The sequence below is a fragment of the Zobellia russellii genome (assembly GCF_018728565.1).
GTDB lineage: Bacteria > Bacteroidota > Bacteroidia > Flavobacteriales > Flavobacteriaceae > Zobellia > Zobellia russellii.
This window is the reverse complement of record NZ_JACSOI010000004.1, coordinates 267,398-279,344: the sequence shown is the minus strand read 5'-3', so window position 1 is coordinate 279,344 and position 11,947 is coordinate 267,398. Positions and strand designations below refer to the sequence as shown.

14 protein-coding genes are annotated in these 11,947 nt (G+C 39.6%); 4 read left to right on the top strand and 10 right to left on the bottom strand.

Features of this window, described 5'->3' with window-relative positions; translation table 11 throughout:
- Nucleotides 1-2: 2 nt before the first annotated feature.
- The gene (locus H9565_RS11745; RefSeq protein WP_215439840.1) at nt 3-1,025 is read left to right on the top strand and encodes an endonuclease/exonuclease/phosphatase family protein; all 1,023 of its coding nucleotides are present in this window, start codon (nt 3-5) and stop codon (nt 1,023-1,025) included.
- On the opposite strand, the gene H9565_RS11740 is transcribed toward H9565_RS11745, so the two are convergent.
- The 10 genes from H9565_RS11740 to H9565_RS11695 form a co-directional block, all read right to left on the bottom strand.
- Complete coding sequence (locus tag H9565_RS11740; RefSeq protein ID WP_215439838.1) at nt 1,008-1,328, bottom strand: DUF6122 family protein; 321 nt, start codon at nt 1,326-1,328, stop codon at nt 1,008-1,010. The genes H9565_RS11745 and H9565_RS11740 overlap by 18 nt on opposite strands.
- Entirely contained in the window at nt 1,321-1,953 is a 633-nt protein-coding gene (locus H9565_RS11735) for a WbqC family protein (RefSeq protein WP_215439836.1), read from the bottom strand. Before H9565_RS11735 ends, H9565_RS11740 begins: the two co-directional genes overlap by 8 nt.
- Before the next feature lie 27 nt (nt 1,954-1,980).
- Entirely contained in the window at nt 1,981-2,757 is a 777-nt protein-coding gene (locus H9565_RS11730; protein WP_215439834.1) for a sulfite exporter TauE/SafE family protein, read from the bottom strand.
- Entirely contained in the window at nt 2,741-3,814 is a 1,074-nt protein-coding gene (moeB, locus tag H9565_RS11725; protein WP_215439832.1) for a HesA/MoeB/ThiF family protein, read from the bottom strand. The genes H9565_RS11730 and moeB overlap by 17 nt, the downstream gene beginning before the upstream one ends.
- The gene (locus tag H9565_RS11720) at nt 3,811-4,407 is read right to left on the bottom strand and encodes an NTP transferase domain-containing protein (protein WP_215439830.1); all 597 of its coding nucleotides are present in this window, start codon (nt 4,405-4,407) and stop codon (nt 3,811-3,813) included. Before H9565_RS11720 ends, moeB begins: the two co-directional genes overlap by 4 nt.
- On the bottom strand, nt 4,391-4,864 hold the full coding sequence (moaC, locus tag H9565_RS11715) for a cyclic pyranopterin monophosphate synthase MoaC (protein WP_215439828.1): 474 nt from the start codon (nt 4,862-4,864) through the stop codon (nt 4,391-4,393). Before moaC ends, H9565_RS11720 begins: the two co-directional genes overlap by 17 nt.
- 4 nt (nt 4,865-4,868) lie before the next feature.
- Nucleotides 4,869-5,852 carry a GTP 3',8-cyclase MoaA gene (gene moaA / locus H9565_RS11710; protein ID WP_215439826.1) on the bottom strand — a complete coding sequence of 328 codons (984 nt, stop codon included), beginning with the start codon at nt 5,850-5,852 and terminating at the stop codon, nt 4,869-4,871.
- 72 nt (nt 5,853-5,924) lie between these two features.
- Nucleotides 5,925-6,335 carry a molybdenum cofactor biosynthesis protein MoaE gene (locus H9565_RS11705; protein WP_215439824.1) on the bottom strand — a complete coding sequence of 137 codons (411 nt, stop codon included), beginning with the start codon at nt 6,333-6,335 and terminating at the stop codon, nt 5,925-5,927.
- 9 nt (nt 6,336-6,344) lie between these two features.
- Nucleotides 6,345-6,587, bottom strand: a complete 243-nt coding sequence (locus H9565_RS11700) for a MoaD/ThiS family protein (protein ID WP_215439822.1) — start codon at nt 6,585-6,587, stop codon at nt 6,345-6,347.
- 48 nt (nt 6,588-6,635) lie between these two features.
- A complete protein-coding gene (locus H9565_RS11695) occupies nt 6,636-7,436 on the bottom strand; it encodes a DUF6503 family protein (protein ID WP_215439820.1) in 801 nt (266 codons plus the stop codon).
- Between the two features lie 62 nt (nt 7,437-7,498).
- Between H9565_RS11695 and H9565_RS11690 the strand changes: the two genes are divergently transcribed.
- The 3 genes from H9565_RS11690 to H9565_RS11680 all read left to right on the top strand — a co-directional run bounded on the left by H9565_RS11690 (nt 7,499) and on the right by H9565_RS11680 (nt 11,899).
- Nucleotides 7,499-8,311: a TrmH family RNA methyltransferase gene (locus H9565_RS11690; protein ID WP_215439818.1), complete on the top strand. Its 813-nt coding sequence runs from the start codon at nt 7,499-7,501 to the stop codon at nt 8,309-8,311.
- Nucleotides 8,312-8,364: 53 nt separating this feature from the next.
- Nucleotides 8,365-9,591: a M48 family metallopeptidase gene (locus tag H9565_RS11685; protein WP_215439816.1), complete on the top strand. Its 1,227-nt coding sequence runs from the start codon at nt 8,365-8,367 to the stop codon at nt 9,589-9,591.
- A gap of 103 nt (nt 9,592-9,694) precedes the next feature.
- Nucleotides 9,695-11,899, top strand: coding sequence for a RelA/SpoT family protein (locus tag H9565_RS11680; protein WP_215439814.1), 2,205 nt, complete (start codon nt 9,695-9,697; stop codon nt 11,897-11,899).
- Nucleotides 11,900-11,947: the final 48 nt, after the last annotated feature.

The following is an 11,947-nucleotide window of genomic DNA, read 5'->3' as shown; positions in this document are numbered from 1 at the left end:
GCATGAAGGGACTTTCATTCTTTAATAAAATTGTTTTCTTTTTTAATATCATTTTTGCCTTTGTGCTCCTACTGGCATGTGCCGTCCCTTACCTATCCCTAGAGCTTTTTCCTTTTTTATCCATTTTAAGCTTGGGCGTACCTGTATTGGTAGTAGTCAACACCCTCTTTTTCTTGTATTGGTTGTTAGGCCTTAAAAAACAGGCTTTCACTTCTTTGTTCGTTCTTATTTTTGGGTACTTTATTCTGGGTACTTTTATAAAATTATCATCGGAATCCACTGATTTTAAAGAAGACGAGTTAAAGGTGATGACCTATAACGTACGTGCGTTTAACCGATACCGATTTTTAGACAACGATAATATTCCCGAAGAGATAGAAGGCTTGGTAGAGCGAGAGAAACCGGATATTATCTGCTTTCAAGAAGTAGGGCATGATATGCAAGAGGATTACTTGGACTATCCTTACCATTTTTTAAAACGAATACCGGCTGGCAATAAGGTTCATATGGGTATATTTTCTAAGTATCCGATTGTTAAGGCCGAAATCATAAACTTCCCCAATAGCATAAATAATGGCTCCTATGCCGATATTCTCTATAAAGGCGACACCCTAAGGATTTATAATTTACACATGCAATCCTTAGGAATTACTCCAGGTACAGGAGTTTTGCGCTCACAATCTTCCGAGAGATTATACCGTAGAGTAACCAATGCCTTTAAAAGGCAACAGCAACAAGCACAAATCATAGCGGAACATAAAACAAAGAGTCCTTATAGAACCTTGGTCTGCGGCGACTTTAACAACACTCAATTCTCTTCGGTGTATCATACTATCATAGGTGAAATGCAGGATACGTTTATTGAAAAAGGGTCTGGTTATGGCCGTACGTATAACTTTTTAATGATTCCTATTCGTATCGATTTTATTATGGCCGATTCCAGTTTTGAAGTTATGGGCCATAAAAACTTTGATGAAAAATTCTCGGACCATTTTCCGGTTATGGCTTCATTTCGATTGAAATAGAAAAAAACAATCCGTGGCATCCGCTAAAATGTGTATCAACAAGGCTAATCCAAAAATACGGGTCTTTTTAAAACAAAAAAGCAAAAAATAGGCTGCTATGGCCCAATAACTATGGAGTGGATGAAACCCTATACTACAGCGGTCCGGAGAAAAAATGGGGGTTGCCAGCAGGTGGTCTATATCTATGACAATACCGGCTAATAAAATAAGAATAGCCTTTAAACGGTATTCCTTATAAAAATACCAACCAATAAAAATAGGCACCAAAAAATGAATGCCGTAATGCATGATGAATCTAAGCATCTATAAAACTTAGTTTTTGTCTCTTTAAGTAATTTAGCGCGTTGGTACCCTCATTAAAAAGTAAATCCAATATGCTAGTGTTTTTAGAAAACTCATTTCTATCGGAAAAAACCTGATTGTACTCTTCCTGTTCAAAATTCAGCTTCCTTTTAGCATTTACTAAAAACCTCCCGTCAACTAGGTTTTGCGGACTATCCTCATAAATTACGGTCCTTTCTGTTGGCATATCCATCTGTAAACAATTGCAAATGGTTTCTATGGTCAATAAATTATAATCCAACAAATACTCATATTGACGCTCATAAAGCGGAGCTATTTCATCTTCATAGAACTCAAAAAAAGGTGATGTTCTATAGGCCGTTTTAAGAGTCCTCCAATGCTGTCGTTGCCATTCATAAGTGTTGTCTAACATTACTTCACTATATTTCTGCCTGCCCTGATCCTTACCCCTGTGTTTAATAGGTATACTTAGCATATGCCTTCCCCTATCATTACAAATGTAGGCGCGGTTTCTATACGTCTGTTTTTGGAAATTATCCTGTACCTCCCAACAAATCCCATGCTGGGCAATAACGGAAAAAGTAGCTATATCCGGAACATAGGCCGGGTTTAAAAGAATTTTCAATATGACTAATTTAAAGAACTATTTTGTTTAAAATACCTGCGGAATATATTTGAGCAAAATACGAACCCCTACAACAAAAACCAACAAGGCCGTAACCCTTTTGATGCCTTTGGGGGTAAATCGCTTTAAGCTGAGACGAATTCCCAACTGCCCTCCTATCAAAACCGATACTACAAGTGCCAAGGTTTCTTTCCACGGGAGCTCTAACATTCCACCTTGAACGAGACCTGCCAAGCCCGAAATTGAATTGACCAATATAAAAAAACTCGCCAAAGCCGCTATTTTAATGGATTTATCCCATTTTAGGTGATTTAGGATAGGTGCTAAAAATATGCCACCCCCAATACCTACTAAGCCTGACAATAGGCCAATACTACCACCCAATACATAGGTCATGAATTTAGGGAATTGTACTGTTTTCTCGGTAGTATCGTGTTTTACAAAAGTTTGAGAGGCCAAGAAAATAGAGGAAGTTACCAAAGAAAAACCCAACAAGAGGAAAAAAATATGTTCCTCTAATCTAAACGAAGCGCCAAGAAACGCAAGCGGTATACTGGCCAAAACAAAAGGCAAAAAGTCTTTAAATTTAGCATGGCCATTTTTAAAGTATAAATAAGTACTACCGGAAACTACTACCAAATTACATATTAAAGCAATGGAACGTATGGCAAAAAAGCCCCCTAAAAAGAGTGTTAACAACGCCAAATAGCTAGAGCCGCCTCCAAAGCCCACTGAAGAATACAGGGTAGCAACAATAAAGAATCCCAGACACAAGAGCACCAAGTTCTCAGTACTTAAGAGCATGTTTTGAAATTTGGTTCATCCCTCCTTCAACATTAATCAGATTGGCATTGGCATGAATACCCTGCAGTTTTGTTACTGCCTTTCTACTCCTTACCCCAGACTGGCAGACCACATAGACCTTAGTGTCATATGCAATTTCATCATGACGTTCATCCAACTCGGAAAGTGGGATGTTTTTGGCAAAAGATAAATGGTTTCTACTAAATTCCTTGGGTGTCCTTACGTCTATAAGTTGCACCTCTTTTTCTTCTATGATTTTTTGAAAAGCATCTGGAGTAATAGAATTCATTGGCACTTCGCAATTAAACTCATAACTCTCTTGCAGCGCATGTATCTTCTGATTTTCAGGATTTGCCGCAAAACGGATTTTCTGGAACGTACTGGACAATCCATCAAAAAGTAACAGCTTTCCCGTAAGCACCTGCCCAATTCCCGTTATCACCTTAACCGTTTCCAAGGCCTGAAAATTGCCGATAATTCCCGGTATAATTCCCAAAACCCCATTCTCATCACAATTAGGTACCTCATCGGGCTTTGGCATTTCCGGAAAGAGACAACGGTAGGTTGGCCCTCCCTCAAAATTAAACACACTCACCTGACCTTCAAAGCTATGTAATGCCCCATATACAAATGGTTTATTCAGGATTACACAAGCATCGTTCACTAAATAGCGGGTTGGAAAATTATCTGAAGCATCTACCACTACATCATAATCCGTTATGATTTCAAGTGCATTATCACGAGTTAGAAAGGTTTCGTAAGAAATAATATGGGTCTCAGAGTTCTGATCTTTCAGTTTTTGAACGGCTGTTGCTACCTTAGGCTTTTTTACATCGCTTTCAGAATAGAGCACTTGTCTGTGTAGGTTTGAAAGAGAAACCACATCATTATCTACAATCCCCAAAGTTCCTACCCCCATCGCATTGAGATAGGTCAACACAGGAACCCCCAGTCCGCCAGCTCCTACCACCAGCACCTTAGCCGACTGTAATTTGAGCTGGGCCTCCATTCCAAATTCCTTTAAAATTGTTTGTCGGTCGTAGCGTTCTGCGTTCATTCCACTGCTAATTTCACGATGGCTTCCTTGTATTCTTCCTCGGAATTGGCATTCAAAAGCACATTCGGGTCAGAAGGGAAAACCAATTTCACATCACTATTAATCAAATATTTTCTAGGACAGGTTCCGTTACCACTTTCCAAATAGGCCAAACTCTCCTTAAAGGCCGCTGGCTCCCAAATAGCACATAACGGCTCGGGCAACGGGTCTTCTTTTTGAGCAAAGGAACTCGCCACTTTATTAGGGTCACGGGCCGCAATCAATTCCTGTAACGCCTTTAAATCCATTAAAGGAAGATCACAGGCCAAAACCAACCAAGCCACATCCGGATGCTGTAAATGGGCCGAAAGGAGTCCGTTGTAAGGTCCTTTGTACTTGTTCTCATCTACGATTACCGCTACATCATCTGCAATCTCATCTTGCTGCTCCGGCCGGATGCTTAAAAACGTCTTATCACAGACCCTTCCCAAAAGATTATAAAGATAATCGCGCTGTGGCATGCCATGATAAGGTATTAAACCTTTGTCTTTTCCCATTCGGGTGCTTTTTCCACCAGCAAGAACCAAACCGTATATTTTAGGACCTATAATCATTTTTTCCTCCTGTTTTTTCTTTCAATTGAATAGCGCTAATTTGTATGTCATGAGAAAGCGCCTTACACATATCATAAATGGTGAGCGCACTAACCGAAACTCCGGTCAACGCCTCCATCTCAACCCCTGTTTTTTCGGTACATTTTACGGTGCACGTAATCTCTAAAGCCTGATTTTTGGGCAAAATATCTATCTGTACCTTTGAAAGGTTGATTTGATGGCAAAGCGGAATCAATTCCGATGTTTTCTTTACCGCCTGAATACCCGCAATTACCGCCGTTTGAATTATGCTACCTTTTTTACCTAGAAAATCTTGAGCCGCCAAAGTTTCAAAAACCCCTTTAGGAAACTCAACGCGCCCCGAAGCTACAGCAGTTCTTGCCGTTACCTTTTTTTCGGATACGTCTACCATGGCCGCGTTACCCGAAGCATCTATATGTGAAAGTTTTTTTTCCATGAATCTAGCCCCCTATTGAGGTCATTGAATTAGAGAATACGCCTTTGTATTTCTGTTGCGCCTCAAAGCCCGTTTTTGAACGGCTTCCTATGGCCTTTAAAATACTTTCCTTTATTTTTTCTTCAGAATCCTTAACTCTCAAAATAGCTCGCAGGTTCATGCTTGGCTGTGCGTAAAGACAGGTAATTACATCTCCCGTAGCGGAAATTCGTAAACGGTTACAGGTACCACAAAATGTTCTGCTAAAAGATGGGATAACCCCAAAAGTACCTTTGAACCCTGGTATTTTATAATTGATGGAGGTTGATGTTTTAGGCGATTCCAACTCGTAATAACCGGGATGGGCTTCTTTAATGTACCCAAGAATCCGCTTGTAGTCCCATGCAATGCTCTCAAAAGTCTTGCTTCCTCCGTTAAAGGGCATCTCTTCAAGAAAACGCACGGACACATCATAATGCTTGGTAAGCTCTAGCATAGGTAGAATATCTTCCGTATTCTGACCATCCAAGGCAATAAAATTAATCCGAACATTAAAACCTTCCGTAATTAACCGAATAATATTGTTATGGACCGTATCATACTGATTGCGACGTGTGATTTTTTCAAAAGTCTCACGGTTAATGGCATCCATACTTACGTTAATGTTCTTGATGCCCAATTCCTTCAACTCATCAATATAAGGACCTATTAACGTAGCGTTAGTGGTAATAGATATATCGTTAAGACCTTCTAGTTGCGCCATATGACGCATAAGCACCATTAAATCCTTACGTACAAATGGCTCCCCGCCGGTAATCCTAATTTTATCCACGCCTTGGGACACTAAAATTTCACTCAATCGCGAAAGCTCATCTATAGTAAAAAGCTTATCGTTTTTAGCAAAATTGATTCCCTCCGCCGGCATGCAATAGTTACAGCGCAAATTGCAACGGTCCGTTACCGCCAAACGGACGTAATTTATAGTTCTATTATGATTGTCTACCAGCATACATTTATCATTCTCCGTGTAAATAAAAAATAAGGATTGTTCCTAATTTTTCAGTATCGTTCTTTTTAGTTCCTATGGATGTGCCGAAACCCAAACCGTTTTATTCTTAAAAATTTCCTTTTTCCAGATGGGCACACGCTCTTTTAAAGTGTCTATTAAATAACGACAGGCCTCAAAACAAGCATCGCGGTGTGCAGAGGATGCCCCTACCACCACAACTGGCTCTTCAACTGCCTTTTTTCCAACGGCATGACGGATAACCACTTTGTTCAACTTCCACTTTTCAGTGGCCTCAGTCGCTATTTTTCCCATCTCTTTGAGAGCCATATTTTTATAAGTCTCAAATTCCAGACCTGTAACCTCTTCATTATTGGTAAACTCCCTTACAGCACCTACAAAGACGCAAATACCCCCGCTATTGGGATGCGAAAGCTCTGTATAGACCTTTCCGGGATCAATTATATCTACAATTTCTATAACCATATATCAAAATCAACCACCACTTACCGGTGGTATTATAGCAATTTCATCTCCTTGATTCAGACTTTCACTATCTTCCGCATACTCGCTGTTCACGGCTACCGCTAAAGAAGAAAGCTTCCCGAAATCCGGGAAGCTGTTCTTTAATTTCTGTTTCAATTCCAAAACAGATTTAGGCACCTCGTCACCTTCCGCAAAACGGAAAGATGACTTACCTACTATATCTTTGGCAATGCCGAATAACAATACCTCCATATCCAAATAAAATTTAAAGATACAAGGTACTTAAAAAAATAAGAAATTTTAGGGATTTAAGATGACTTTTGCATTTTCGGGAACGGCATAAAATGCATCAGGTTTTGATGCTTCCTCCAATGAAATATTGCTAAACTGGGCTGTATTCCTAACTTCCCCAATAGTCCTTCCCTCATTGGTGTACCATGAAATTGATTTTGGCAATTTTACCCCATTAAAGGTACCCCAATCATTATAACGAATAAAGCTCAACTTATCCGATTTTTCATTGGTTCCAAAAGTAAATGTATACCCTAACCATGCCATTTCGTAGGTTGCCGGGTCGTAATACAAGAAATAGTCATCTTTAGAAGAAGCGCCTACCCCACCATTATAGCTTATATGAATTCCCCGGTACTTTTTACCCTCGTACTCCAAATCTTCCGCCTCTCCGTAGTTTATACCCGAATCTGCTAAAACAAAGGGCATTGCGTAAAAATAGAACATAAGATTGTGGTACATGTTAGCGTTACCCTTGTAGGCCTTCTGCTCATCTAGTAACCAAGCATCTTTTCCGTCAAATCCAATAGTTGAAGGCGGAATTTCAATTTTATCTTTTCTTGAATACAAATCCACCGTGTGCTTCTCATTAGCATCTGGCTTAACCAATTCAAAACTGAGTGTTCGTTTGTTTTTCCACTCGGCCAATCCCCCGTGGGCATCAAAAACTTTGTTTAATGCTTCAGGGTAGTAATTTTCCTTAACTGGCATTTCCGTTTTCGTTGCCTGTTCAGCCGGTTTGCTTTCCTTTGGAGCTTCTTTACAGTTGGTTAGACCCAATACCAATAAAATTGAAAAAATTCGTTCCATGTGATTGTTTTTAGTGTTAGATGCATAGGTCGCAGAATTCCTCTTTTATTTACATTTGCCGTATGCATAAAATTAAGCAAATCTCTAGCGCCCAAAATTCGTTGGTAAAAAAAATCCTGCTCCTAAAAGAGAAATCCAGGGAACGTAAGAAATCCGGGCTTTTTATAATAGAGGGATTTCGAGAAATTCAATTGGCGCTAAAAGGAGGGTATGAAATTGAAACCGTACTTTTTCAAGCGGAAGTAATTGACACGAACGAAACTACGGCTCTTTTTGAAGAATCTTCGTTAACACCCGAATACATTGAAGTTACAAAGGATGTCTACCAGAAATTAGCATATAGACAGACCACCGAAGGTATTTTAGCCATTGCTAAAAGTAAAACAACTTTGTTGAGCGATTTGCAACTCCCAAATAAGAATCCGCTTATACTTGTGGCCGAAGCTCCTGAGAAACCTGGAAATATTGGTGCACTCTTACGTACCGCAGATGCCGCCAACTTAGATGCTGTTATTATTGCCAACCCAAGAACGGACCTCTATAACCCTAATATTATTCGTTCTAGCGTGGGCTGCGTATTTACCAACAAAATAGCCATGGGCAGCACTACCGAAGTAATTGATTTTTTAAAAAATCAGGACATTGCCATTTATTGTGCCGCACTATCCGCTTCTGAAAACTATATCAAAACCAATTTTAAACCTGGCTCTGCCATTGTTGTAGGAACAGAAGCAGACGGACTCTCCCAAGAATGGCTAAACAGTTCTAAACAGAACATTATTATACCTATGCAAGGTGAGATAGATTCCATGAATGTATCCGTATCCGCAGCTATTCTTATCTTTGAAGCCAAAAGACAGCGAGATTTTCAATAAAAAGCCGTTGTTCTTCTATCGGGCCAACTTCATTTTTCAAAAAACGATAACATATGAGTATTCTGTTTTACACTATTGTAGCCATTCTTGTACTGCAGTTTATCATTGAAACCGTTCTGGATTACCTGAACGCCAAACGCTACAATGACCCCGTTCCCGATGAGCTCAGTGATGTTTTTGACGAAACCGAATACAAAAAATCACAAGCCTACAAAAAGACCAATTACCGTTTTGGACTGCTAACCTCTAGCTTTTCATTTCTCTTGACTTTAGGTTTTTTAATTTTTGGAGGATTTGAATGGGTCGATCAGATAGTACGAACGGTTACCGAACAACCCATACCCATGGCGCTTATGTTCTTTGGTATTATCATGATAGGAAGCGATATAATCACCTTACCCTTCTCCTATTATTCCACTTTTGTAATAGAGGAAAAATTTGGGTTCAATAAAAGCACAAAGAGCACCTTCTTTATGGATAAAATAAAAGGATGGTTGATGATGGCCATTGTAGGTGGACTTATCTTGTCATTGATTATTTGGTTCTTTCAATTAGCGGGCTCTTATTTTTGGGTGTACGCTTGGGCGCTTGTAGCCGTGTTTACAATTTTCATGAACCTGTTCTACAGCAAACTAATTGTCCCTATGTTCAATAAACAAACTCCTCTGGAAAATGGTAGTTTAAAAACCAAAATAGAGGCATTTGCAAAAAACGTAGGCTTTGAACTCAATAATATATTTGTAATAGACGGTTCCAAACGCTCTACAAAAGCCAATGCTTATTTCTCCGGCTTCGGGAAAGAAAAAAGGGTTACACTGTACGACACCTTGATCAACGATTTGGACGAAGAGGAAATCGTAGCCGTCTTGGCACATGAAGTAGGACATTACAAGAAAAAACACATTATCTTTAATCTTATCGCTTCTTTGGCGTTAACGGGTGTTACGCTATTCGTACTGTCATTGTTCATCAATAATCCGGCGGTATCCATAGCTATTGGCGTGTCTCAACCTAGTTTTCATGCAGCCTTGATCGGTTTTGCTATCCTATACAGTCCCATTTCGGAAATTACAGGTTTGATCATGAACCACTTTTCCCGAAAATTTGAATATCAAGCAGATGATTATGCCAAAGACACCTATGCCGCATTACCACTCATCACCTCATTAAAGAAATTGTCCAAAAACAGTTTAAGCAACCTTACGCCCCATCCTGCTTTCGTTTTTATGCACTATTCCCACCCTACTCTTTTGGACAGGATTCAGAATCTAAAACGGTAACCCCAATAGCCTTATTTAAAATTAAAGACACTTTGACCATAGCCTAAAAAGAGGAATAATTTTTGTTGTACGACTGCCAAGATTGTTCTATTTTTATTTGAATATGACCCAGGAAGCTATAGAAAAGGAAAATAAAGAGATTGCGAAGCAATACAAAGAATTGCTACGTATAAGCTATCAACACCTATCGGATGATGATAAAACGCTTATACGCTCTGCATTTGAAATTGCCGTAGACGCTCATAAAAACCAACGGAGAAAATCCGGCGAAGCCTATATATTCCATCCTATAGCGGTGGCAAAAATAGTAGCTTCGGAAATTGGTCTTGATGCTACATCCATAGCATCTGCCCTACTACATGACGTGGTTGAGGATACGGAATACACACTGGATGATATTGAACGGATGTTTGGTGAAACCGTTGCCCGTATCGTAGATGGTCTTACCAAAATTGCGCACCTAAAAAAGGATATGAGCACCTCACAACAGGCCGAAAACTTTCGGAAGATGTTGCTCACCCTTCATGACGATGTTCGTGTAATTATCATTAAAATCGCAGATCGGTACCATAACATGCTTACTATGGATGCCATGCCCGAGCATAAGCAGGTACAAATGGCTTCCGAAACTTTGTATATCTACGCCCCTTTAGCACACCGTATTGGGCTTTATAATATTAAAACAGACCTGGAAGACCTCAGTTTAAAGTATACCGAACCTAATGTTTATAACGGTATTAAGGGTAAGATCGAGGAATCCAAAGAAGACCAACAGGCTTATATAGATGCTTTTTCGGGAGTTATAGATAAATCTTTAAAAGAAGAGGGACTTAACTACTACATTAAGGGCAGGATGAAATCCATTTTCTCCATTAGGCGAAAGATGAAAGCCCAGAATGTTTCTTTTGAGGAGATATATGACAAATTTGCCATTCGCATTATTTATAAATCGGATCGGCAGAACGAAAAATTCCTGGCCTGGAAAATCTACTCCATCGTAACCGATCACTTTACCCCCAACCCTGTGCGGCTTCGGGATTGGATTTCTTCGCCTAAATCCACAGGATATGAAGCCCTACATATTACCGTAATGGGGCCAAAAGGACGTTGGGTAGAAGTTCAGATCCGTAGTGAACGTATGCATGAAATTGCGGAAAAAGGGTATGCCGCACATTTTAAATATAAGCATGGCGACCAGAAAGAACAGGGTATTGAAGTCTGGCTTAACCGTTTACAAGAGGCGCTTGAGAACGCCAACACCAATGCGGTAGACTTTGTTGAGGAATTTAAACTGAACTTGTATGCCAAGGAAATCTTTGTCTTTACCCCTAAGGGCGAACTAAAATCATTACCCAAAGGGGCTACCCCATTGGATTTTGCCTTTAATATCCATACAGAAGTGGGGATGCGCACGCGAGGATCAAAAGTAAACGGAAAGCTTGTTCCACTGAACACTACACTTCATAGCGGAGACCAAGTAGAAATAATTACCTCAGAACAGGCAAAACCCAACCAAAACTGGTTGGACTATGCTACAACCGCTAGAGCAAGGGCCAAAATAAAATCCTCTTTACGGGAAGAGAAAAAATCGGTTGCTGAAGAAGGCAAAGAAATTCTCCGAAGAAAGTTAAAATCCCAGAAAGTTACGCTTAATGAAGATTCCATCAACAAAATGGTAACTTTCTTTAAGCTAAAAACCAGTCTGGATCTCTTTTACCGGGTAGGCATTGGATCTATAGACAACCAAATGCTCAAAGACTTTTCGTCTTCCTACTCCAACGCCTTTATAAGTTTCTTCAAAAACAAAATGAGAAGGAACCCCAATCCGTTGGAAGTCCAAAAAGAAGAGATTACTTCCAAATACGATGTTCTTGTATTTGGCAAAGAAGAAGAGAAACTGGAGTACAAACTTTCGCAATGTTGTAATCCCATTCCCGGGGATGAAGTATTTGGTTTCGTAAGTGTAAACGAAGGTATTAAGGTGCATAAAAAGAACTGCCCCAATGCCATACAATTACAGTCTAACTACGCATACCGCATTATTAGTGCCAAATGGATAGATTCCAGCCAAGAAGAATTCCTATCTGAAATACGCCTTACGGGAATTGACAACTTAGGTTTGGTAAGTGAGATTACCGAGGTTATATCGGACAATATGCACGTAAACATCCGCAACCTTAACTTTAGTACGGATGGCGGTACATTTAAGGGCACCATTACCGTAGTTGTTAAAAATAATGGTATTCTAAAAAAATTGATGGCAAATCTGAAGAAAATTAACGGAATAGATAAAGTCACAAGAATTTAGAATCGTAATTAAAATATAACCGTACCTTTGCGGATTGACGAATATAAC

Coding starts and splice junctions, on each gene's coding strand:
- H9565_RS11720 (WP_215439830.1), bottom strand. CDS start 4,407: ATGATTATAGGTCCTAAAATATACGGTTTGGTTCTTGCTGGTGGAAAA.
- moaA (WP_215439826.1), bottom strand. CDS start 5,852: ATGCTGGTAGACAATCATAATAGAACTATAAATTACGTCCGTTTGGCG.
- H9565_RS11690 (WP_215439818.1), top strand. CDS start 7,499: ATGCATAAAATTAAGCAAATCTCTAGCGCCCAAAATTCGTTGGTAAAA.
- H9565_RS11745 (WP_215439840.1), top strand. CDS start 3: ATGAAGGGACTTTCATTCTTTAATAAAATTGTTTTCTTTTTTAATATC.
- H9565_RS11685 (WP_215439816.1), top strand. CDS start 8,365: ATGAGTATTCTGTTTTACACTATTGTAGCCATTCTTGTACTGCAGTTT.
- H9565_RS11705 (WP_215439824.1), bottom strand. CDS start 6,335: ATGGTTATAGAAATTGTAGATATAATTGATCCCGGAAAGGTCTATACA.
- H9565_RS11700 (WP_215439822.1), bottom strand. CDS start 6,587: ATGGAGGTATTGTTATTCGGCATTGCCAAAGATATAGTAGGTAAGTCA.
- H9565_RS11680 (WP_215439814.1), top strand. CDS start 9,695: ATGACCCAGGAAGCTATAGAAAAGGAAAATAAAGAGATTGCGAAGCAA.
- H9565_RS11730 (WP_215439834.1), bottom strand. CDS start 2,757: ATGCTCTTAAGTACTGAGAACTTGGTGCTCTTGTGTCTGGGATTCTTT.
- moeB (WP_215439832.1), bottom strand. CDS start 3,814: ATGAACGCAGAACGCTACGACCGACAAACAATTTTAAAGGAATTTGGA.
- H9565_RS11695 (WP_215439820.1), bottom strand. CDS start 7,436: ATGGAACGAATTTTTTCAATTTTATTGGTATTGGGTCTAACCAACTGT.
- moaC (WP_215439828.1), bottom strand. CDS start 4,864: ATGGAAAAAAAACTTTCACATATAGATGCTTCGGGTAACGCGGCCATG.
- H9565_RS11740 (WP_215439838.1), bottom strand. CDS start 1,328: ATGCTTAGATTCATCATGCATTACGGCATTCATTTTTTGGTGCCTATT.